Origin of the sequence: Streptomyces sp. NPDC094034 (assembly GCF_040303865.1) — a bacterium.
Classification (GTDB): domain Bacteria; phylum Actinomycetota; class Actinomycetes; order Streptomycetales; family Streptomycetaceae; genus Streptomyces.
In genome coordinates, this window is record NZ_JBEOUD010000008.1 from 109,806 (window position 1) to 132,001 (window position 22,196).

General features: G+C 70.0%; 20 protein-coding genes. 8 read left to right on the forward strand and 12 right to left on the reverse strand.

The features are described 5' to 3' along the window. Positions 1–127: 127 nt before the first annotated feature. The 5 genes from ABTZ59_RS10470 to ABTZ59_RS10490 all read right to left on the reverse strand — a co-directional run bounded on the left by ABTZ59_RS10470 (position 128) and on the right by ABTZ59_RS10490 (position 5,544). Complete coding sequence (locus ABTZ59_RS10470; protein ID WP_351393786.1) at positions 128–1,252, reverse strand: LOG family protein; 1,125 nt, start codon at positions 1,250–1,252, stop codon at positions 128–130. Between the two features lie 159 nt (positions 1,253–1,411). Next, the gene (locus ABTZ59_RS10475; protein ID WP_351393788.1) at positions 1,412–2,725 is read right to left on the reverse strand and encodes a hypothetical protein; all 1,314 of its coding nucleotides are present in this window, start codon (positions 2,723–2,725) and stop codon (positions 1,412–1,414) included. Continuing rightward, positions 2,707–3,435 carry an ABC transporter ATP-binding protein gene (locus tag ABTZ59_RS10480; protein WP_351393791.1) on the reverse strand — a complete coding sequence of 243 codons (729 nt, stop codon included), beginning with the start codon at positions 3,433–3,435 and terminating at the stop codon, positions 2,707–2,709. The genes ABTZ59_RS10475 and ABTZ59_RS10480 overlap by 19 nt, the downstream gene beginning before the upstream one ends. Before the next feature lie 229 nt (positions 3,436–3,664). Continuing rightward, entirely contained in the window at positions 3,665–5,044 is a 1,380-nt protein-coding gene (locus tag ABTZ59_RS10485) for an aspartate aminotransferase family protein (protein WP_351393794.1), read from the reverse strand. Next, complete coding sequence (locus ABTZ59_RS10490; RefSeq protein ID WP_351393797.1) at positions 5,029–5,544, reverse strand: Lrp/AsnC family transcriptional regulator; 516 nt, start codon at positions 5,542–5,544, stop codon at positions 5,029–5,031. The genes ABTZ59_RS10485 and ABTZ59_RS10490 overlap by 16 nt, the downstream gene beginning before the upstream one ends. A gap of 193 nt (positions 5,545–5,737) precedes the next feature. Between ABTZ59_RS10490 and ABTZ59_RS10495 the strand changes: the two genes are divergently transcribed. Together ABTZ59_RS10495 and ABTZ59_RS10500 are read left to right on the forward strand one after the other, a co-directional pair. Further along, positions 5,738–7,177 (forward strand): gamma-aminobutyraldehyde dehydrogenase, encoded by a 1,440-nt coding sequence (locus ABTZ59_RS10495; RefSeq protein ID WP_351393800.1) that lies wholly within the window; start codon positions 5,738–5,740, stop codon positions 7,175–7,177. Positions 7,178–7,544: 367 nt separating this feature from the next. Beyond that, positions 7,545–8,417 (forward strand): MIP/aquaporin family protein, encoded by an 873-nt coding sequence (locus ABTZ59_RS10500; RefSeq protein WP_351394012.1) that lies wholly within the window; start codon positions 7,545–7,547, stop codon positions 8,415–8,417. A gap of 31 nt (positions 8,418–8,448) precedes the next feature. Here ABTZ59_RS10500 and ABTZ59_RS10505 read toward each other — a convergent pair whose 3' ends face one another. The 6 genes from ABTZ59_RS10505 to ABTZ59_RS10530 all read right to left on the reverse strand — a co-directional run bounded on the left by ABTZ59_RS10505 (position 8,449) and on the right by ABTZ59_RS10530 (position 14,568). Further along, positions 8,449–9,696, reverse strand: a complete 1,248-nt coding sequence (locus ABTZ59_RS10505) for a serine hydrolase domain-containing protein (protein WP_351393803.1) — start codon at positions 9,694–9,696, stop codon at positions 8,449–8,451. Positions 9,697–9,796: 100 nt separating this feature from the next. Continuing rightward, on the reverse strand, positions 9,797–10,507 hold the full coding sequence (locus ABTZ59_RS10510) for a response regulator (protein WP_351393805.1): 711 nt from the start codon (positions 10,505–10,507) through the stop codon (positions 9,797–9,799). Further along, complete coding sequence (locus ABTZ59_RS10515) at positions 10,504–11,871, reverse strand: sensor histidine kinase (protein WP_503002538.1); 1,368 nt, start codon at positions 11,869–11,871, stop codon at positions 10,504–10,506. The genes ABTZ59_RS10510 and ABTZ59_RS10515 overlap by 4 nt, the downstream gene beginning before the upstream one ends. Position 11,872: 1 nt before the next feature. Continuing rightward, positions 11,873–12,688: an SAM-dependent methyltransferase gene (locus tag ABTZ59_RS10520; protein ID WP_351393808.1), complete on the reverse strand. Its 816-nt coding sequence runs from the start codon at positions 12,686–12,688 to the stop codon at positions 11,873–11,875. 93 nt (positions 12,689–12,781) lie between these two features. Continuing rightward, positions 12,782–13,540, reverse strand: coding sequence for a glycerophosphodiester phosphodiesterase (locus ABTZ59_RS10525; RefSeq protein WP_351393811.1), 759 nt, complete (start codon positions 13,538–13,540; stop codon positions 12,782–12,784). Positions 13,541–13,542: 2 nt separating this feature from the next. Next, complete coding sequence (locus ABTZ59_RS10530) at positions 13,543–14,568, reverse strand: adenosine deaminase (protein ID WP_351393814.1); 1,026 nt, start codon at positions 14,566–14,568, stop codon at positions 13,543–13,545. 167 nt (positions 14,569–14,735) lie between these two features. On the opposite strand from ABTZ59_RS10530, the gene ABTZ59_RS10535 reads away from it, so the two are divergent. Beyond that, positions 14,736–15,527 carry a DUF4190 domain-containing protein gene (locus tag ABTZ59_RS10535; protein WP_351393817.1) on the forward strand — a complete coding sequence of 264 codons (792 nt, stop codon included), beginning with the start codon at positions 14,736–14,738 and terminating at the stop codon, positions 15,525–15,527. Between the two features lie 55 nt (positions 15,528–15,582). Here the strand turns inward: ABTZ59_RS10535 and ybiA are convergent, their stop codons facing one another. Beyond that, entirely contained in the window at positions 15,583–16,197 is a 615-nt protein-coding gene (gene ybiA / locus ABTZ59_RS10540) for a riboflavin biosynthesis intermediates N-glycosidase (protein WP_503002541.1), read from the reverse strand. A 181-nt stretch (positions 16,198–16,378) separates the two neighbouring features. Between ybiA and ABTZ59_RS10545 the strand changes: the two genes are divergently transcribed. The 5 genes from ABTZ59_RS10545 to ABTZ59_RS10565 all read left to right on the forward strand — a co-directional run bounded on the left by ABTZ59_RS10545 (position 16,379) and on the right by ABTZ59_RS10565 (position 22,172). Then, positions 16,379–17,896 carry a gamma-aminobutyraldehyde dehydrogenase gene (locus tag ABTZ59_RS10545; RefSeq protein WP_351393825.1) on the forward strand — a complete coding sequence of 506 codons (1,518 nt, stop codon included), beginning with the start codon at positions 16,379–16,381 and terminating at the stop codon, positions 17,894–17,896. 45 nt (positions 17,897–17,941) lie between these two features. Beyond that, complete coding sequence (locus tag ABTZ59_RS10550) at positions 17,942–19,189, forward strand: ABC transporter substrate-binding protein (RefSeq protein WP_351393828.1); 1,248 nt, start codon at positions 17,942–17,944, stop codon at positions 19,187–19,189. 75 nt (positions 19,190–19,264) lie between these two features. Further along, positions 19,265–20,449 carry an ABC transporter ATP-binding protein gene (locus ABTZ59_RS10555; RefSeq protein ID WP_351393831.1) on the forward strand — a complete coding sequence of 395 codons (1,185 nt, stop codon included), beginning with the start codon at positions 19,265–19,267 and terminating at the stop codon, positions 20,447–20,449. After that, positions 20,446–21,378, forward strand: a complete 933-nt coding sequence (locus tag ABTZ59_RS10560; protein ID WP_351393834.1) for an ABC transporter permease — start codon at positions 20,446–20,448, stop codon at positions 21,376–21,378. The genes ABTZ59_RS10555 and ABTZ59_RS10560 overlap by 4 nt, the downstream gene beginning before the upstream one ends. Further along, positions 21,378–22,172: an ABC transporter permease gene (locus tag ABTZ59_RS10565; RefSeq protein ID WP_351393837.1), complete on the forward strand. Its 795-nt coding sequence runs from the start codon at positions 21,378–21,380 to the stop codon at positions 22,170–22,172. The genes ABTZ59_RS10560 and ABTZ59_RS10565 overlap by 1 nt, the downstream gene beginning before the upstream one ends. The last annotated feature ends 24 nt before the right edge of the window (positions 22,173–22,196 follow it).

Genomic DNA, 22,196 nt, shown 5'->3' on the forward strand with positions numbered 1-22,196 from the left:
CGGGTCATGGCGCCGCGGTGCCAGGCCGCACCCGCGGGGGCGGCCCGGAGGTGGAGGGCCTGTGCATCGTCTGTCGGGAGGCCACGGCGGCCGCACTGCTCGGCTGAGTCGTCGGCAGGCGCGCTGCTCAGCCCGCCGCGAGCCGGGCGAGCGCCGCCGGTGCCTCGTCCACCGTGTCGACGAGCGCGATACGGGACTCCATCCGGCGTTCTCGCGCGAGCGCCGTCAGCAGCGGCCAGGCCGGCAGTCGCTCCGTCCAGTGGGCCCGGTCGACCAGGACCATCGGGGTCGGTTCGCCGCGCGACTCGTAGTAGTTCGGCGTCGCGTTGTCGAAGATCTCCTGGACCGTGCCCGCCGCGCCCGGCAGGAAGATCACCCCCGCGTTGGAGCGTGCCAGCAGGCCGTCCTCGCGGGTGGCGTTGGCGAAGTACTTGGCGATGTGCGCCGCGAAGGCGTTGGGCGGCTCATGACCGTAGAACCAGGTGGGGATCCCGATCGAGGCCTCGCCCTTGGGCCAGCGCGCGCGTATGTCGAAGGCCGCCCGCGCCCAGTCGGATATGGAGGGGACGAACGACGGTGCTTGCGCGAGGATGCCGAGCGCCTCGTCCAGCATCTCGTCGGGGTGGGCCGCCGCGTACGCGCCGAGGTTCGCGGCCTCCATGGCACCGGGGCCGCCGCCGGTCGCCACGGTCAGTCCGGAACGGGTGAGCGAGCGGCCGAGCCGGGCCGCGCCGGCGTACGCGTCGGTGCCGCGCGCCATCGCGTGGCCGCCCATCACGCCCACCACCCGGGCGCCCACCAGGAGTTCGTCCAGGGCGTCGGAGATCGCGTCGTCGTGCACCGCGCGCAGCATGGACGCGAGGATGTCGCCGTCCGACGTCGTCCGCTGGAACCACGCGTACGCGCGGGCGTCGGGCGTGGCCTCGTAACCGCCCTCCGCCAGCCCCTCGAAGAGGTGGTCGGGCGAGTAGACGAAGCCCCGGTACGGATCGAACGGGAGATGGGGAACGGGCGGGAAGACCATGGCGCCGTCGGCCCGTACCTTGTCGGCGGCACGGGGCTCCATGGGACAGCCCAGGAAGACCGCGTCGGCGGTGTCGGTGCGGAGCAGTTCGGGCGTACGGGCCGTCAGATCGACGGACTGCACCCGGTATCCGCCGAGCGTTCCGGCCCGGACGACCCGGTCGAACTCGTCAAGGGACTCGATCTCGCGGTCCTGGGCGTGCGCGGGAGACGCTGCGTCGTTCGGCATGGGGTCACGATAGGGCGTGGCCTGCGGGGAGTTGAGGCCCGGCCCCCGGCCCGCGTACCCCGAGCGGTCGGCCTCGGCACCGGCCCCGGCCCCGGACAGCGGGAACCGGCCGTGCCCCGCGCTCGGGCGGGGCACGGCCGGTTCCGGCAGCGGCGTCGCTCAGGTGGTCAGCGGGATCGCCGCCAGGGCCGCCACCGCCCAGGTCAGCGGTGCGAACACCACGAGGATCGTGGTCGCCCGCACCGCCGCCGCCGTACGCAGGAGCGTGGCGGGGGCGCCGAGCCGGTACAGCGACTCGGTGGTGGCGAAGCGGGCCTGTCTGGCCTCCAGGAACGCCGTCAGGACCGTGGCCGCCGTACAGCCGATGACCAGGGCGGCGCCGAGGCCGGTGAGCGGGCCGAAGGGCCGTTCGTCACCCGGCCCGTACAGGGACGCCGCGGCGAACGCGCCCGAGACCACCGCGCACAGCACACCCAGCGGGCGCCCGATACGGCGTGCCTCGGCCATCAGCGTGCGGCCCGCCAACAGCCGGACCGCCCCGGGGCGCATGGCCTGGAGCAGCAGGCCACAGAGGTGGGTGATCCCCGGTCCGGCCAGGGCCAGGCCGATCGCCGTCAGCGCCCAGCCCGCCAGCACTCCGGCCGAACTGCCGTCGAAGTGGCCCGGCAGCGGCGGCGGGGTGCCGCCACCGCCCCGGCTCGCGTAGGTCTCGACCGCGAGCCCCGCCGCCGCGATCGCGACGCCCCACGGCAGACCGGCCGGCGCCGGTGCCGGGTCGGGGACCCGTACGGGCGTCATGGCCCGAGCCTCCTCGTCGACGGTGTCCTGGGCCTTCGCCGCGTCCGCGGTCTCGGCCGCAGCCGTCTCCAAGGCCTGGTCGGACGCCGGATCCGGGTCCGCGTCCGCGGTCGACGCCGTGGCGACGGCGGGCCGGGCCGGCGCCCTGACGGGAGCGGGCCGGAGCCCGGTCGTGGTGCGCGTGCGCAGCGCCAGCCAGGTCGTCACCGTCGCCACCACCGGCACCGCCGCCAGCAGCGTCAGCACCGCGCCCAGCGGCAGTGGCCGGCCGGCGGCGAGCAGTTTCGCGGCGTCGCCGTCGAACGGCATCCCGGTCAGATCACCGCGCAGATGCAGGAAGAACAGCAGCGCCACCGCGCTGCCCAGCGTGCAGGTCACGGCGGTCGACGAGGCGGCCAGCGCGGCGAGCCGGGACGGCCCGAGGCCCACCGCGGACAGCCCGGAGCGTGGCAGGGTGCTCTGATCGGTACGGGCCGTGGCCACCGCGAACTGCACCGCGGCGGCCAGCGGGATCAGACACCAGAGCAGCCGCGACTGGGACCCGGCCGGATGGTCCAGTGCCCAGCCCAGCGTGCACAGCAGAAGGAAACCGACCCCGGCCGAGGACGCGGCGACCAGCAGCCGGCGCAGCAGGACCATGGGGTGCGTGCCGAGGCTTAGACGGAGAGCGAGCACGCGGCCCGGCCTTCCGTCTCGGACGGCCGGGTCGAGTTGACCCGTCGTCCGTCCACCAGTGCGACCGTACGGTCGGCGAGTGCCGTGAGTTCCTCGTCCAGGGTGGCGAGGACGACGGTGATCCGGTGCGAGCGTGCCGCGGTGGTCAGTGTGCGCAGCACCTGTGCCCCGTCCGAGAGATGCAGCGCCGCCGTCGGCTCGTCGGCGAAGAGCACCGAGGGCGTGGTGACCAGTGCGCGGGCGACGGCGACGCGCTGCCGCTGGGCCTGGTACAGGGCGTAGGGACGCTTTCGGGCGCAGTCGGCGATGTCGAGGCGCTCCAGCCACTCCATCGCCGCCGTCTTGGCGGCGCGCTGGGGCGCGCCGAGCATCAGCAGTGGCAGGGCCGCGTTCTCCCAGGCGTTGAGCTCGGGGACGAGGGACGGCTCCGGGCCGATCCAGCTGAAGCGGTCGCGGCGCAGCTGTTCGCGGAGCGGAGGGCTCATGGTGTGGACCGGCGAGTCGTTGAACCAGACCTCGCCCTCCTGGGGCACCAACTGGCCCGACAGGCACTGCAGCAGAGTCGTCTTGCCGCTGCCGCGCGGGCCGCTCACGGCGAGGATCTCCCCTTCGCGCACACCGAGCGAGACGCTGTCGAGTGCGGGGGAGCCGTTGTGGGAGTAGTTCAGTGAACGCGCCCAGAGCACGTCGTTGTCGGGTGGGGCCACCATTGGCGTACACCTCGGTTCGGATTTACCTCCCCCGTTCGGGGGAACGAAGGCTGCGACGATCGGTCACAGGGCACGGTAGGTATTCGAAGCCGGGAGTACGGACAGCACACGGCCCGGGTGCCGCCCTTCTCACTCGAAAGGCGGCACCCGGGCCGTCCTGCGGGGTGGGTGCCGTACGGTCGATCCGGTGACGGGACCACCCGGAGGCACCTGTGAGAGATCGTCACTCTCAGAGCTTGGTCCATGCCTCCGTCAGCACGGACCGCAGGATTCCCTCGATCTCGTTGAACGTCGACTGGTCGGAGATCAGCGGCGGCGCCAGCTGTACGACCGGGTCGCCGCGGTCGTCGGCCCGGCAGTACAGACCGCTCTCGTACAGCTTCTTGGAGAGGAAGCCGTACAGGACGCGTTCGGTCTCCTCGTCCGTGAACGTCTCCTTGGTGGCCTTGTCCTTCACCAGCTCGATGCCGTAGAAGAAGCCGTTGCCGCGCACGTCGCCGACGATCGGCAGATCGTGCAGCTTGCTGAGCGTGTCGAAGAAGGCGGACTCGTTGTCCAGGACGTGCTGGTTCAGGCCCTCGCGCTCGAAGATGTCGAGGTTGGCGAGACCGACCGCCGCCGAGACCGGATGGCCGCCGAAGGTGTAGCCGTGCAGGAAGGTGTTGTCACCCTCGTAGAACGGCTCGGCGATCCGGTCGGAGACGACGCACGCGCCGATCGGGGAGTAGCCCGAGGTCATGCCCTTGGCGCAGGTGATCATGTCCGGTACGTAGCCGAACTTGTCGCACGCGAACATCGTGCCGAGCCGGCCGAAGGCGCAGATGACCTCGTCGGAGACGAGCAGGACGTCGTACTGGTCGCAGATCTCGCGGACCCGCTGGAAGTACCCGGGCGGCGGGGGGAAACAGCCGCCCGCGTTCTGCACCGGCTCCAGGAAGACCGCCGCGACCGTCTCGGGGCCCTCGAAGAGGATCTGCTGCTCGATCTGTTCGGCGGCCCAGCGGCCGAAGGCCTCGGGGTCGTCGCCGTGGATCGGGGCGCGGTAGATGTTGGTGTTCGGGACCTTGTGCGCGCCCGGGACCAGCGGCTCGAACGGCGCCTTCAGGGCCGGCAGACCGGTGATGGACAGGGCTCCCTGCGGTGTGCCGTGGTAGGCGACGGCGCGCGAGATGACCTTGTGCTTGGTCGGCTTCCCGGTCAGCTTGAAGTACTGCTTGGCGAGCTTCCAGGCGGTCTCGACCGCCTCGCCGCCGCCCGTGGTGAAGAAGACCTTGTTGAGGTCGCCCGGCGCGTAGTGGGCAAGCCGCTCGGCCAGCTCGACGGCCTTGGGGTGCGCGTACGACCAGACCGGGAAGAAGGCCAGCTCCTGCGCCTGCTTGTAGGCGGTCTCGGCCAGTTCGTGGCGGCCGTGCCCGGCGTTGACCACGAACAGTCCCGAAAGACCGTCCAGATAGCGCTTGCCCTGGTCGTCGTAGATGTAGGTGCCCTCACCACGCACGATGGTGGGCACGGGTGCGTTCTCGTACGACGACATGCGGGTGAAGTGCATCCACAGGTGGTCGTACGCGGTCTTGGAGAGGTCCTTGCTCACGGCTATCGGGTTCCCCACATGTAGGTCTGCTTCTTCAACTTGAGGTAGACGAAGCTCTCGGTGGATCGCACGCCGGGGAGCGCGCGGATCCGTTTGTTGATCACGTCCAGCAGGTGGTCGTCGTCCTCGCAGACGACCTCCACCATCAGGTCGAACGAGCCCGCGGTCATCACCACGTACTCGCACTCGTCCATGGCCGACAGCGCGTCCGCGACGGGATCCAGATCGCCCTCGACATGGATGCCGACCATCGCCTGGCGCCGGAAACCCACGGTGAGCGGGTCGGTCACGGCGACGATCTGCATCACGCCCTGATCGAGCAGTTTCTGGACGCGCTGGCGCACGGCCGCCTCGGAGAGGCCCACGGCCTTGCCGATCGCGGCGTACGGGCGCCGCCCGTCCTCCTGGAGCTGCTCGATGATGGCGAGGGACACGGCATCGATGGACGGCGATGATCCGTTCCCGGTCCTGGAATCTGTCCTGGACTCTGGTCTGGAGTCCGCGCTACGGCTGGCCACGCGCCTCACTGTGCACTGCGACTCGCCCGTCCCGCAACCCTGTAGCGATGAAATTCGTTGTTGAGGCGACCGAATCTTACCGAATCCGAAGTTGTGGAGGGGTCGGCCTGTCGAAAGCGTCGACCGACCGATTAAGGTGGGTGTCTCACCCATCGGACATTCCGATACGTAACTTCCGACAGGAGGGGTGGCAGTGACCACCGAGCTGCGCCGGCTGCGTAACTACATCAACGGAGAGTTCCGGGACGCCGCGGACGGGCGGACCATCGAGGTGGTCAACCCGGCCACGGGCGAGGTGTACGCCACCTCCCCACTCTCGGGGCAGGCCGACGTCGACGCCGCCATGGAGGCCGCCGCGGCGGCGTTCCCGGCCTGGCGCGACACCACTCCGGCGGAACGCCAGAAGGTACTGCTCAAGATCGCGGACGCCTTCGAGGAGCGGGCGGAGGATCTGATCGCCGCCGAGTCCGAGAACACCGGCAAGCCGCTGGAGCTGACCCGTACCGAAGAGCTCCCGCCGATGGTGGACCAGATCCGCTTCTTCGCGGGCGCCGCCCGGATGCTCGAAGGCCGCTCGGCCGGGGAGTACATGGAGGGGCTCACCTCCATCGTCCGCCGCGAGCCGGTTGGTGTCTGCGCGCAGGTCGCGCCGTGGAACTACCCGATGATGATGGCCGTGTGGAAGTTCGCGCCGGCCCTCGCCGCAGGCAACACCGTGGTGCTCAAGCCGTCGGACACCACTCCGGCCTCGACCACGCTGATGGCCGAGATCATCGGCGCGATCGTCCCCAAGGGCGTCTTCAACGTCATCTGCGGCGACCGCGACACTGGCCGTGCGATGGTCGAGCACCCGATCCCGGCGATGGCCTCGATCACCGGTTCCGTGCGGGCCGGCATGCAGGTCGCCGAGTCGGCGGCCAAGGACGTCAAGCGCGTCCATCTGGAGCTGGGCGGCAAGGCGCCGGTCGTCGTCTTCGAGGACGTCGACATCGCCAAGGCCGTCGAGGACATCGCGGTGGCGGGCTACTTCAACGCCGGACAGGACTGTACGGCCGCCACCCGCGTCCTCGTCCACGAGTCGATCCACGACGAGTTCGTGACGGCGCTCGCGAAGGCCGCCGCCGACACGAAGACCGGCGCCGCGGACGACGAGGACGTGCTGTACGGCCCGCTCAACAACGCCAACCAGCTGAAGCAGGTCTCCGGCTTCATCGAGCGGCTGCCCGCCCACGCCAAGGTCGAGGCCGGCGGCCACCAGGTCGGCGACAAGGGCTACTTCTACGCCCCGACCGTCGTCTCGGGCCTCAAGCAGGACGACGAGATCATCCAGAACGAGGTCTTCGGCCCGGTCATCACCGTCCAGTCCTTCACGGACGAGGCGCAGGCGCTGGAATATGCCAACGGTGTCGAGTACGCCCTCGCCTCCTCGGTGTGGACCAAGGACCACGGGCGGGCGATGCGGATGTCGAAGTCGCTGGACTTCGGCTGTGTATGGATCAACACCCACATTCCGCTGGTCGCGGAGATGCCCCACGGCGGCTTCAAGAAGTCCGGCTATGGCAAGGACCTCTCGGCGTACGGCTTCGACGACTACACGCGTATCAAGCACGTGATGACCTCCCTCGACGGCTGACACGGCCACGGGAGCGCGTCTCCTCAGGGCGCGGAATTTCCGCCGAAGGGGCGGGCGGTGGACTTCTTGTCCACCGCCCGCCCCTTTCTTTTGCGCAGGGCGAAAAACCCTCACCCGAATGGCTCTCCTGCCTGTGTGACATCCCCTCAGCTGCGCGCCGGGCTCGCCGGGCGCATTCCGCCGGACGGTCCTACAGTCGCTTCTACCAAGGTCCGCTCGGGTCGTCCGAAGGCTGTCCAAACGCTGTCCAAAGGCCGCCCGAAGACCTCCCGAAGACCGTCAGGAGTCAGGAGGAGCAATGGCGACTACCCCTACGGCGACCACCAGTACAAAGCGTCGCGGCTACCATGAAGGCCTCAATGGCGAGCTGCTCGCGGAATTCCTGGGAACGTTCGTACTGATCCTGCTGGGCTGCGGGTCGGTCGCCGTGGCCGTCGCCGGACTTCCTGGATCGGGCCGCCAGACGGTCGCCTTCGGCGCGGCGAACTGGCTGATCATCTCGTGGGGCTGGGGACTCGGTGTGGTCTTCGGCGTGTATGTCTCCGGAGGTATCAGCGGAGGGCATATCAACCCCGCCGTCACGCTCGCCTTCGCCGCGCGCCGCGGATTCCCCTGGAAGAAGGTCCTTCCGTACTGGGGCGCACAACTCCTGGGCGCCTTCCTCGCCGCCGCCGTGGTCTTTTCCGCTTACAGCTGGGCCATCGACGATTTCAATGGGAAGGCCGGAATCGCCAGGGACCAGTCGCTCTCCACCTTCTCGATTTTCGCCACCTTCCCGGCCGAGTACTTCGGTAGTTCCTGGTGGGGACCTTTCCTGGACCAGCTCATCGGCACCGCGATTCTCCTCATCCTGATCTGCGCGCTCATCGACACACGCAACAGCGGACCTCTGTCCAATCTCGCACCGTTCCTGATCGGCCTGGTCGTCTTCGCGATCGGACTGACATTCGGGACGAACGCCGGATACGCGATCAACCCCGCGCGCGACTTCGGGCCACGGCTGTGGACGTACTTCGTCGGCTGGGGGGACATCGCGCTGCCGGGCACCTTCCAGTGGTTCAGCGGCTACTTCTGGATCCCGATCATCGGACCGCTGGTCGGCGGGCTCATCGGCGTCTTCGTCTACGACCTGTTCATCGGGAAGGTGCTGACGGAGCGCGCCAAGGAGGTGAAGCCGCCGGAGACGCTCAGGGCGGAGGAGCCAGGACCGTCGAGGGAGGACCCGGGCGCGGACCTGTGACGGCGCGGTCGGGACCGGTCAGGAGACCGGTCTACGCGGCCGGGGCCGGACCGCCGGACGGCGCGCCGAACGCGGCGACCATCAGCTTCAGCGCGGTCGGGTTCATGTCAGGGCCCTTCGCATCCGTCGCGTTGACGCTGTACACCAGAGTCCGGGAGAGATCCCGGGTGGCGGCGACCGCCGTGTTGTAGCCCCACCGTCCGCCCGTCTTGCCCCACACCTGACGGCCACCGAGCGTCGCGACCGACAGACCGGCGCTGTATGCGGCGGGGTCGCCGGATTCATGGTCGCGCACGGACGGGTCCGGCAGGGTGAACATCTCCTCCAACTGCGGCTGCGGCACCAACCGGCCCCGGAACAGGGCCTGGACGAACCGTTCGAGATCGGCGGTGGTGGAGATGATGTCGCCCGCCGCCCAGGCATCCGTGGCCCCCCACACGGTCACATCGCGCAGTTCGAAGCCCCCGTCGGAGCCATCGCCGGGCCGGGGGAAGGACTGGTAGCCGTGGTTGTGCGGCCCCTTGATACGCGGATCGTCCCCGGGGAAGTACGTGTCGCGCAGACCGAGCGGTGCCAGCACACGGCGCTGGACCTCGTCGGCGTACCCCTCGCCTGTGACCTGTTCGATCAGCAGCCCCAGCACGGTGTAGTTGATGTTGAGATAGTGCTGCGCGGCGCCGGGGGCGAACTCCCGGTCCTTCGCGGTCGCCGACGCGACCATGTCCCGGGGATCGTGGCGGTCGAAGCGATGGGCGTACGACTCCTCGACGGTGTCCCCGGGCAGATCGGCCGCCGGGATCCCGCTGGTGTGGTTGAGCAGTTGCCGTACGGTGACCGCGCCGTACGCCGCCGGGATCAGCGCCGGCAGATAGGCCCTGGCCGGGCGGTCGAGGTCCACCTTCTTCTCGGCGGCGAGCTGGAGCACAACGGCGGCGGTGAACACCTTGGTCACCGATCCGGCCCGGAAGCGACCCTCCTCGTCGGCGGGGCGGCCATCGCGCAGATCGTGGACGCCCGCGCTGCCGCGCCAGCCGCCGCCGCTGCCGCCGACCCGGGCCAGCGCGGCGGTCGAGTCGGCGTCGGGCAGACCGGCGAGGGCGGCACGCAGGGCCTCGGTGTCGGGCGCGTCGTGCCGCGCGTCGGGATCGTCCATGGGAGCGGTGCGGTGCGCGCCGCCGTACGGAGCCGTCGTGGCGACGGCGGCCGGAGCCGTGGGGCCGGCCATGATCCCCAGAACGAGGGCGGCGGCCAGCGCGGCGGTGCGTGTGCGGACAGGCATCTCTGGGTCTCCAGGTGTCAGAGGCGGGTGGTGCCGACCCGTCCCATCCTGCTGAGCACCGCGCACCGGCGGATCGCCGGAGCGAGCGGTCTTCGCGGCCTCATTCCCTCGCCGGTACGGGGGAGTCGAGCACCGCGTCTCCTCCGTGGGGAGGATGTCCGGCGGTGACCAGACCGGTTTCGTACGCGCAGATGACCGCCTGGACGCGGTCGCGCAGACCGAGCTTGGCGAGCACATGGCCCACATGTGTTTTGACGGTGTGTTCGCTGACGGTGAGCGCCGCCGCGATCTCCGCGTTGGACAGACCGCGCGCGAGATGCAGCAGTGTCTCGCGCTCCCTCGCGGTCAGGACGTCGAGCCGCGCGGCGCCCGCGGCGGTGGGCCTGGCCGGTCGCCGGGTGTACTCCTCGATGAGCCGGCGGGCCACCGAGGGGGCGAGCAGGGAGTCCCCGGCCGCCACCACCCGTACCGCGTGCACCAGATCGTCGCGCCGGACGTCCTTGAGCAGGAAGCCGCTCGCGCCCGCGTGCAGCGCCTCGTACACGTACTCGTCGCGGTCGAAGGTGGTGAGCATGACCGCGCGGCAGCCGGTCGTGCCCGTGATGGCGCGGCACGCCTCGATCCCGTCGAGCACCGGCATCCGGATGTCGAGCAGCGCCACCTCGGGGCGGTGGTGGCGTACCGCCTCGACCGCCCGCGCGCCGTCGCCCGCCTCGGCGACCACCTCGAAGTCCGGCTGTGCGTCCAGGATCATCGAGAATCCGCTGCGTACCAGCTCCTGGTCGTCGGCCACCACCACACGGATCGTCAACTCCCCACCTCCGCACGGGAACGCGCGGGCGGCAGCGGCAGGGGCACCCGTACGGCGAGCCGGAAGCCCAGACCGTCGGGGCCCGGTCCTGTCCGTACCGTGCCGCCGTGGGCGGCGGCGCGTTCCCGGATGCCGGTCAGCCCATGACCGGCGACGGTGTCGGGGGTGGGGCCGGTGGGGTCGGCGGGACCCCGGCCGTCGTCGGTGACCGTGATCTCCAGGGCGTCCGCGCCGTACGCGAGCCGTATGCGCACGGAGCGCGCGGCGGCATGTCTGACCACATTGGTCAGCGCTTCCTGGACGACGCGGTAGACGGTCGTCTCCGTGCCGAGCGACAGCGGGCGGGGCCGGCCCTCGGTCACGTAGTCGATGGCGAGCCCGCCCGAGGCGACCCGTTCGATCAGCCCGGGGAGCGCGGTCAGGGACGGCTGGGGACGGCGCGGCGGCGGTTCGGTGGCGGCGGCGGTGCCGGATGTCCTGGATGTTCCGGATGTCCCGCTGGCCCCGGCTTCCGCGGACGCTTCGGTGTCCTCGCGGAGCAGCCCGAGCATCCTGCGCAACTGGACCATCGCGTCCCGGCCGGTCTCCGAGATGGCCTCGAAGGCCGCCTCGGCGCGCTCGGGCGCCGTGCGTACGGCGACCGGACCGGCCTCCGCCTGGACCACCATCACGCTGACCGCGTGCGACAGGATGTCGTGCATCTCCCGGGCGATGCGGGCCCGTTCACGCGCCGTCGCCCGCTCGGCCTCGATCCGGTTCGCCCGCTCCAGCTGGGCCGCGCGGTCCTCGATCGCCGCCGTATAGGCCCGGCGGGTATGGGTCAGCCGGCCGAACGCGTACGCCGCGCCGAACACGAAGAGCGAGAACAGCAGTTCCCTGGCGTCGCCGGAGTTCAACGCGACCCCCGGGGGCACGAGCGCGAAGGTCCCCACGGCGGCCGGGACGCGGCGGCGCGCCGGGGACAGCGCGGCGACCGTGTAGAGCGCCATCAGGCTGGTGTACGGCAGGCTCTGGCCCGGACCGTCGAGCGTGAACTTGTAGAGGATCTGCGCCGTCAGCACGGCCAGCAGTACGGTCATGGGCGCCCGGCGGCGCCAGACCAGCGGCAGCACGGCCAGCGTGGTCAGTCCGTACGACGGCCAGTCGGCGGGCGGCAGCCCCGGTCCGCGCGGCACGACGAACGGAATGGTCACCGCGGCCTGGATGAGCAGGGCCACCCCGATGTCGACGGCCCACGGACCGGCACCGGACGGCGTTCCGGTCCCGGCCTTGCCGGCTTCCGCCGTGTCGGCTTGCGGGGTGTTGGCTTCCGCCGTGTCGGCCTGCGGCGGTCCCGCTGGTCCCGCTGTCCCGATTCCAGGCACGTCAGGGCTTGCGGGCCACCGCGCCGAACTGGGCCACTTCCGCCGCGCCGTCGTCCCGGCGGGGGTCGGGGCGCCAGCGCGCGCAGGAGACGATGCCCGGCTCCAACAGCTCAAGACCGGCCACGAAGGACTCGATGTCCGCCCGGCCGCGGGCGGTGATCGGCGGCGTCGCGTTCTCGTTCCAGAACCGCATGGCCTCGGCATTGCCGTCGCCGCCCAGTTCCAGCGTGGGGTGGGTCAGTACGAGATAGCTGCCGGACGGTACGGCGGCCAGCAGCTTTCGTACGATCGCCCCCGCGTCGTCGGTGTCGAGGACGAAGTTCAGGATGCCCAGCATTATCACCGCCACCGGCTGCCCCAGGTCGAGCGTCGGCTCGACGGCGGCCAGGATCCCGTCCGGGTCGTGGGCGTCCGCGTCGATGTACTCGGTGGCGCCCTCGGCGGAACCCGTCAGCAGCGCGCGGGCGTGCGCCAGCACGATCGGGTCGTTGTCGACGTAGACGATCCGGGACTCGGGCGCGATCCGCTGCGCCACCTCATGGGTGTTGTCGACGGTGGGCAGGCCCGTGCCGATGTCAAGGAACTGCCGTACGCCCAGGTCAGCGGTGAGGTGACGGACCACACGGCCGAGGAACGCCCGGTCCGCGCGCGCCACTTCACCGATGCTCGGATAGAGGCCGGTGATCCGGTCGCCGACCTCGCGGTCCACCAGATAATTGTCTTTGCCGCCCAACCAGTAATTCCATACGCGCGCGTTGTGGGCGATGTCGGAGCGGATACGTCCCGTCGCGCGCGGATCGCTGTGGTCGTCGGCCATATCTTCTCCTCTGCTCGCTTCCGCACCTGCCGCGCTCGCCATGATCACGGGAGGGACCGTCGGCTCATCATGCCCGACCGTATGCCCGGGGGTTCATGAACGACGAGTCCCGAGCAGCCCGGACAGCACATCGATCCGGTTGGTGGTGACGGAGTCGACGCCGTGGGCGATCAGCCGGCGCATGCTGCGCCGGGTGTCCACGGTCCAGGCGGAGACCAGCAGCCCGTCCCGGTGGTTGCGGTCCGCCAGCTCCCGACTGACCAGCCCGAACTGGTAGTTGAGCCAGCGTGGCCGCACCGCCGCCAGCAGGGCCGGACGCGGTGGCGCGAGCGTCGTCCATGTCAGGGCGATCTCGGCGCGCGCGTCGGCGGCGCGCACGGCGAGCATCGCACTCGGGCCCGCGCAGTAGTACACGCGCTCGGTGGCGCCGCACTCGCGCACCGTCCCGACGATGGTGCGTACCGCCTCCTCGGTCGCGCCGGGAAGGTCCAGCATGAAGCGGGACCCGTCCGCACCCGGGTGTCCGCTTCCGGCCCCGGCCGGGTCCTTCGCGGTGAGCGCCTCACGCAGCGTCGGGACCCCGCCGTCCGTCAGCTCGCGCAGCTCCTCGTACGTCAGCTCCGCCAGCCGCCGCTCATGACCCCAGAGCCGCTCCAGCGTGGCGTCGTGCAGCAGCACGGGCTCACCGTCGCGGGTGAGCCTGACGTCGATCTCCACCGCGTCCGCGCCCCGCCGCCGCGCGGAGTGCACGGACGGGAGGGTGTTCTCCCGTACGCGGTAGGGGTCGCCGCGGTGGCCGACCGCGACGACGGTCCGCGCGGCGGGGTCCCGGTCCGTCCGGTCGCCGGACATGGTCAGCGCGCCAGCCACTGGGCGGTGTACGCGTCGATCTCGGCGGTGAGCCGCTTCTTTCCGTCGCTGTCGAGGAACGAGGCCTCGACACCGTTCTTCGCGAGATCGGCCAGCCCGCGCTCGTCCAGGCCGAGCAGCCGGGCGGCCACCCCGTACTCCTGGTTGAGGTCCGTGCCGAACATCGGCGGGTCGTCGCTGTTGATGGTGACCAGCACACCCGCCGCGACCATCGCCTTGATCGGGTGCTCTTCGAGATCGAGGACGGCGCGGGTGGCGATATTGGAGGTCGGGCACACCTCCAGCGGGATGCGGTGCTGGGCGAGGTACGCCAGCAGTCCCGGGTCCTGGGCCGCGCTCGTGCCATGGCCGATGCGCTCCGCGCCCAGCTCGCGCAGCGCGTCCCAGATCGTTTCGGGGCCGGTCGTCTCACCGGCGTGCGGCACGGAACGCAGGCCCGCGGCGATCGCGCGGTCGAAGTACGGCTTGAACTGCGGCCGGGGCACCCCGATCTCGGGACCGCCGAGACCGAAGGAGATCAGCCCCTCGGGCCGCAGGTCCACCGCGAGCCTGACCGTCTCCTCGGCCGCGGGCAGCCCTGCCTCGCCGGGGATGTCGAAGCACCAGCGCAGCACGACACCGAACTCGGCCTCGGCGCTCTTCCTGGCGTCCTCGATCGCCTCCATGAAGCCCTGCTCGGGGATGCCGCGGCTGGTCGAGCTGTACGGCGTGACCGTCAGCTCGGCGTAGCGGATGTTCTGCCGGGCCATGTCACGTGCGATCTCGAAGGTCAGCAGCCGGACGTCCTCGGGCGTACGGATCAGATCGACGACGGAGAGATAGACGTCGATGAAGTGCGCGAAGTCCGTGAAGGTGAAGTACGCGGCGAGCGCCTCGGGGTCGGTGGGCACCTTGGAGTCCGCGTGCCGGCCGGCCAGTTCGGCGACGATACGGGGCGACGCCGATCCGACATGGTGGACATGCAGTTCGGCCTTGGGCAGCCCCGCGATGAAGGGGTGCAGATCGGTCATCGGGGTCCTCCGGATGCTGGGGCGGTTCGCCAAGAATTCACGGCGTCGGCAGGGGCGGCACGTCCGCACTCTGCCATGGGCCGTTCGGGTCAGGGATCATCGTAGGCCGGGCCGGTTCCGCGTGGAGCGGAGGCCGTAGCATGACGGAATTACGATGGGGGAGGCCCATGTCAGACAAGAGCGAGCAGCCGCCGGGCGGCTCCGAGCCGAGTGATCCCTGGGCTCCGCCCGAGCAGCGGATCCCGCTGGACAAGCCGGCGTCGCTGCCGCCGCCACCGATATCACCCGAGCTTGCGGGACAGCCGTCCCCCGGGGTCCCGGGGTCCCCCGGGGAGCCGTCGCCCGGATCGGTGCACAACATGCCGACGGTCATCGGCATGCCGACCGGAGGGCCCGAGTCCGGCGCCGTACCGCCGCCGCCCACCGCTCCCGGGGGACCGGCTCAGCCCGCCCCCGGTCCTTATGGATACCCGAGCGCCCCGCCCGCCCCGCACCCCGCCGCTCCGTACGGCGCCGGCGCGGGACCGGGAGCGGCCCCCGGCTACGGCTATCCCGGCTACCCGGCGGCTCCCCAGCCGTATCCGGGCGTGCCGGGGTACGGCCAGCCCGGCTGGGCGCCCCCGGCGAACGGTATGGGCGTCGCCGCGATGGTGCTCGGCATCCTGTCCGTCTGTCTGTTCTGTCTGTACGGCATCGGCGGCATCATCCTCGGCGTACTCGCGCTGATCTTCGGCATCGTCGGCAGGAAGCGGGTACAGCGAGGCGAGGCCACCAACGAGGGACAGGCCAGGGCCGGTGTCATCCTCGGCTCGATCGGCATCGCCCTCGGCGTCATCTTCCTCGGCTTCATCATCTGGGGCATCACCCAGGCGATCAACGAGGAGAGAAACGACGACAACGTCTACGACAGCACCTACGACGACTACAGCACCTCGCTGGTGGTCGACGTCACTCGGTAGACCCGGGAGGACCCGCGAGATCCGGGGGCCCGCCAGGCTCTGAGCCGACCGGTCCTCAGCCCGCGGATCCTCCGTCGTCCGAGGCCGCGCCCGCATCTGCGCCCGCGGCCTCGGACGCGGCCTCGGCCCGGAGCCGCTCACGCGCCTCCATCAGCGCCAGACCCAGCAGATTCAGCCCGCGCCAGCGCTCGGGATCCCGCGCCCGCTCGTCGTCCGAGGCCAGCCCGATGCCCCAGATCCGGTCCATCGGGCTGGCCTCCACGAGTATCCGGTCGCCCGTGGCCATCAGGAATCCGCGCAGCGCCGCATTCCGCCCGAACTTGTGGACGCTGCCCTCCACCACGATGCCGAAGCGCTCGCGCTCCCAGACGGTCTCGTCGAAATCGCGCACCAGCCGCCCCGCCTTCTTGGCGAGCGCGGGATGTGCCGCCTCCAGCGCGGCGCGCTCGGCCTCCTCGTCCCCGAAGAGCCGCGCCTTGCCCGCCATCATCCAGTGCTCGGCCGTCGCGTACTCCACCCCGTCCACCGTGAACGGCGACGGCCACCACTGACTCAGACAGCCCGCGCCGAGCGTGCCGTCCCGCTGGGCCGCGTGCCCCCAGAAGAGCAGGTATTTCTCCCGCCCCGAGTTCTTCCCCATGCATGCGAGTCTGGCAGCCACCACTGACATCCCGTCCGCCGATCAGGGCGCTGACGCGACACATGGTCGACCGATTCCGTCGCGTAACCAAAAGGCAACAACGGAATCCCTTGTTGAGGTGGCGGTGCTCTGTCAGGATCGGCACTCAATTGAAGCCGGAACAACAGCCGGAACAACAGCTGACCAACCAGCTGGAACATCGGAGAGCGTCATGGCCAACCGCTTCCAGGTGCGGGACCGCTTCGCGGACGGTGCGCAGTTCATCGGCGGACGGCCCCGCCCGGGCACCTCGGGACGTACGCACGCCGTCGTCAACCCGGCGACCGGCGAGGAACTGTACGCGTACGAACTGGCGGGCGCCGATGATGTCGACGCCGCCGTGACCGCCGCGCGCGAGGCGTTCCCCGGCTGGTCGGGCACCACCCCGGGGGAGCGGTCCGACGCCCTGCACCGGTTCGCGGACGTCCTCGCCGAACAGGCCGAGGACCTCGCGTACGCGGAATCGCTCCAGTGCGGCAAACCGATCAAGCTGTCCACCGAGTTCGATGTCCCCGGCACCATCGACAACGCCGCGTTCTTCGCGGGCGCCGCGCGCCATCTCCAGGGCGCCTCGGCCGGTGAGTACAGCGCCGATCACACCTCGTACCTGCGCCGCGAACCGATCGGGGTCGTCGGCTCCATCGCGCCCTGGAACTACCCGCTCCAGATGGCCGCCTGGAAGATCCTGCCGGCCGTCGCCGCGGGCAACACCATCGTCCTGAAGCCCGCCGAGATCACCCCCTTCACCTCGCTGATGTTCGCGCACGCCGCCCAGCGGGCCGGACTGCCCGACGGTGTCATCAATATCGTCAGCGGCGCGGGGCCCGACGCCGGGGAACATCTCGTCGGCCACCCCGATGTCGTGATGACCTCCTTCACCGGCTCCACCGCCGTCGGAAAGCGTGTCGCCGAGATCGCCACCGCCACCGTCAAACGCCTCCATCTCGAACTCGGCGGCAAGGCGCCCTTCCTGGTCTTCGACGACGCGGACCTGGAGGCCGCCGTCCACGGAGCGGTGGCGGGCTCCCTCATCAACGGCGGCCAGGACTGCACGGCCGCCACCCGCGCCTATGTGCAACGGCCGCTCTACGACGCCTTTGTCAGCGGTGTCGCCGACCTGATGGAGACCGTGCGCCTCGGCGACCCGTTCGATCCGGCCACGGACCTCGGCCCGCTGATCTCGCACACCCACCGCGACCGCGTGGCCGGCTTCGTGGAACGGGCCCGCGGCCACGCCCGGATCGTCACGGGTGGCGAGGCGCCCGGCGGGATGTGGAAGGACGGCGCGTACTACCGCCCCACCCTTGTCGCGAACGCCGCCCAGGACAGCGAGATCGTCCAGTCCGAGATCTTCGGCCCGGTCCTGGTCGTCCTGCCCTTCGACTCCGACGACGAGGGCATCCGGCTCGCCAACGACACCCCGTACGGCCTCGCCGCCTCCGCCTGGACCCGCGACGTGCACCGCGCGGGCCGGGCCACCCGTGAGATCAAGGCCGGCTGTGTCTGGGTCAACGACCACATCCCGATCATCAGCGAGATGCCGCACGGCGGGTACAAGGCCAGCGGGTTCGGCAAGGACATGTCCACGTACTCCTTCGAGGAGTACACGCAGGTCAAGCATGTGATGTACGACAACACCGCGGTGGCCAGGAAGGACTGGCACCGCACGATCTTCGGTGACCGTCCCTAGGGACCGTCCGTCCGCAGTGACCACCCACCCGAAAGGGCACAGCGCATGGAGCAGTACGAGCCCGACCGTCTCTCCGGGGCCCAACTGGCCGCGATGCGGCGCAGCCTGACCAGCGGCAGGGGCGCCCTCACCCGCCGTTCCATGCTGCGCGCCACCGGTGCCGGCGCGCTCACGATCGGCGCTCTCGCCGGTCTGAGCGGCTGCGGGATCCCGCCCGCCAAGCGGGAGGGCGACGGGCCCGCGTCCACCGACCACTCGGCGGACGAGAAGCGGGTCGTCTTCTCCAACTGGACCGAGTACATGGACGTCAGCGAGGACGAGAAGGACTACCCGACGCTTCGCGCGTTCACCGAGCGCACCGGCATCAGCGTCAAGTACACGGCGGACATCAACGACAACGTCGAGTTCTTCGGCAAGATCCAGCCGCAGCTGGCGGCCGGCCAGGACATCGGCCGCGATCTCATATGTGTCACCGACTGGCTCGCCGCCCGCATGATCAGGCTCGGTTACGCGCAGAAGCTCGACCCCTCGCGGCTGCCCCACGCGTTCGCGAACCTCTCCGACCAGTTCCGCTCACCCGACTGGGACCCGGGCCGCGCCCACAGCTATCCGTGGACCGGTATCCCCACCGTCATCGCGTACAACGCGAAGGCCACCGGCGGACGCAAGGTCGACTCCGTCTCCCAGCTGCTCGACGACCCCCAGCTGAAAGGGCGCGTCTCGTTCCTCTCCGAGATGCGCGACTCCATCGGGATGACCCTGCTCGATCTGGGCAAGGACCCGGGCAGCTTCACGGACGACGACTTCGACGCCGCCGTCGCCCGTATCCAGAAGGCCGTCGACAAGAAGCAGATCCGCCGCTTCACCGGCAACGACTACACCGCGGACCTCGACAAAGGCGATATCGCGGCCTGTGTCGCGTGGGCCGGTGACGTCGTCCAGCTCCAGACCGACAACCCGGACATCAAGTTCGCCATCCCCCGCAGCGGCTACCTCATCTCCAGCGACAATCTGCTGGTCCCGGCCAAGGCACGGCACAAGACCAACGCCGAGCTGCTCATCGACCACTACTACCGGCCTCAGATCGCCGCCCAGCTCGCCGCGTACATCAACTACGTCTGCCCGGTCGATGGGGTACGCGCCGAACTCGCCAAGATCGACAAGTCGATGGCCGACAACACCCTGATCCTCCCGGACGCGGCGATGGCCGCCGCCTCGCACGCCTTCCGTTCCCTCAGCGCCGAGGAAGAGACGGCGTACGAGCAGAAGTTCGCCAAGCTCATCGGCGCCTGACGCCGCTCCTCCTCCATCGCCGGGGACGGCCTGGTCTCAGCCCGTCCACCTCTCTCATCCCCGGGACCGTTACCCATGACAGAGACTGCATCCACCAGCCGGGGCGGCGACGACGTCCGCCTGTCCGGGATCAGCAAGACGTACGGCTCCTTCCGCGCCGTCAAACCGCTCGATCTCACCGTGCCGCAGGGCTCCTTCTTCGCTCTCCTCGGCGCGTCGGGGTGCGGCAAGACCACCACCCTGCGGATGATCGCGGGCCTGGAGGAGCCGACCACCGGCACGGTCCACCTGGGTGACAAGGACGTCACCGGCCTGCCTCCCTACAAGCGGCCGGTCAACACCGTCTTCCAGAGCTACGCGCTCTTCCCGCATCTCGACATCTACGAGAACGTCGCCTTCGGACTGCGCCGCCGCGGCATCAAGTCCGTACGCGGGCAGGTCGGCCAGATGCTCGATCTCGTCCAGCTCGGTGACTTCGCCACGCGCAAGCCGCACCAGCTCTCCGGCGGCCAGCAGCAGCGGGTCGCCGTCGCCCGCGCACTGATCAACCACCCGCAGGTGCTGCTGCTCGACGAACCGCTCGGCGCCCTCGACCTCAAGCTGCGCCGGCAGATGCAGCTGGAGCTGAAGCGCATCCAGACCGAGGTCGGTATCACCTTCATCCATGTCACCCACGACCAGGAGGAGGCCATGACCATGGCCGACACGGTCGCGGTGATGAACGGGGGCGTGGTCGAGCAGCTGGGCAGCCCCGCCGATCTCTACGAGAACCCGCGGACCACCTTCGTCGCCAACTTCCTCGGCACCTCCAACCTCATCGAGGCCGAGGTCGCCGAGATCCACGGCGACGACGTGGTGGTCACGGCGGGCGGCGCCACACTGCGGCTGCCCGCCGGACGGTGCTCCGCCCCGACCACGAGGGGCGGCAAGCTGCTGGTCGGCATACGGCCCGAGAAGATCTCGCTGGTGCACGCGGACGACGCGGGCACCATCCCCGACGGCCGCAACCGCATCACCGGACGGATCGCCTACTCCAGCTTCATCGGGGTCTCCACGCAGTATGTGATCGACAGCCCGGTCTGCCCGGAGTTCGAGGTCTACGCGCAGAACATCGAGCGGGACAGCCGGCTCTCCCCCGGCGCCGAGGTGGTCCTGCACTGGAACCCGGCGCACAGCTTCGGGCTGGACGCGGCCCAATCCCCGCTCGCCGGGACAGTGGGCTCCGCGGGCATCGCGACGGTGGACGAGGAGGTCTCGTGACGATCACCGAGGCGCCGCCCGCCGCGCCCGCCACCCCGCCGCGGCCCCCGGTGCGCAAGGCGTCCACGCGCAAGCGGCTCGTCCCGTACTGGCTGCTGCTGCCCGGCATCCTCTGGCTGCTGGTCTTCTTCGCGCTGCCGATGGTCTATCAGGCGTCGACCTCGGTACAGACCGGCTCCCTGGAGGAGGGCTTCCAGGTCACCTGGCACTTCTCGACCTACTGGGACGCGCTCCAGGAGTACTACCCGCAGTTCGTGCGCTCCCTGCTGTACGCGGGCACCGCCACGGTCCTGTGTCTGCTGCTCGGCTATCCGCTCGCGTATCTCATCGCCTTCAAGGCCGGACGCTGGCGCAATCTGCTGCTGGTCCTGGTCATCGCGCCGTTCTTCACCAGCTTCCTGATCCGTACGCTCGCCTGGAAGACGATCCTCGCGGACGGCGGCACGGTCGTCGGCATCCTGGACTCCCTGCATGTGCTCGATGTGACCAGCTGGCTCGGCTGGACCGAGGGCAACCGCGTACTCGCCACGCCCATGGCGGTGGTCTGCGGGCTCACCTACAACTTCCTGCCCTTCATGATCCTGCCCCTCTACACCTCGCTGGAGCGCATCGACGGGCGGCTGCACGAGGCCGCGGGCGATCTGTACGCCAGGCCGCTGACCACGTTCCGGAAGGTGACCTTCCCGCTCTCCATGCCGGGGGTCGTCTCCGGCACGCTGCTCACCTTCATCCCGGCGAGCGGGGATTACGTCAACGCCGAACTGCTCGGCTCCACCGACACCAAGATGGTGGGCAGCGTCATCCAGACGCAGTTCCTGCGAGTCCTGGACTATCCGACGGCCGCCGCGCTCTCGTTCATCCTCATGGCGATCGTCCTGCTGATGGTCACCTTCTACATCCGCCGAGCAGGGACGGAGGACCTGGTCTGATGCGCTGGCTCCGACGCAACATCGTCGTCATCGCGGGCGTGCTGACGCTCGGCTATCTGATCGTGCCCAATCTGGTCGTGATGGTCTTCTCCTTCAACAAGCCGAACGGACGCTTCAACTACTCCTGGCAGCGCTTCTCGCTGGACGCCTGGAAGGACCCCTGCGGGGTCGCCGATCTGTGCGGCTCGTTGACGCTCTCGCTCCAGATCGCCGCCTGGGCGACGCTCGGCGCCACCGTCCTGGGCACGATGATCGCGTTCGCGCTGGTCCGCTACCGCTTCCGGGCGCGTGGCGCGATCAACTCGCTGATCTTCCTGCCGATGGCGATGCCCGAGGTCGTGATGGCCGCCTCGCTGCTGACGCTCTTCCTCAACCTCGGCGCGCAGCTCGGCTTCTGGACCGTGCTCATCGCACACATCATGTTCTGCCTCAGCTTCGTGGTGACCGCCGTCAAGGCGCGCGTCATGTCGATGGACCCGAGACTGGAGGAGGCGGCGCGGGATCTCTACGCGGGGCCCGTACAGACCTTCCTACGGGTCACGCTGCCGATCGCCGCCCCCGGGATCGCGGCGGGCGCCCTGCTCGCCTTCGCGCTCTCCTTCGACGACTTCATCATCACCAACTTCAACGCCGGCTCGACCGTCACCTTCCCCATGTTCGTCTGGGGCTCCGCGCAGCGCGGCACGCCGGTTCAGATCAATGTCATCGGGACGGCGATGTTCATCGTCGCCGTACTGCTGGTGGTCGGCGGCCAACTGGTCAGCAACCGACGGAAGAAGACCGCCACCGCCTGAACGGGTCTCACCACCCCCCTGAAG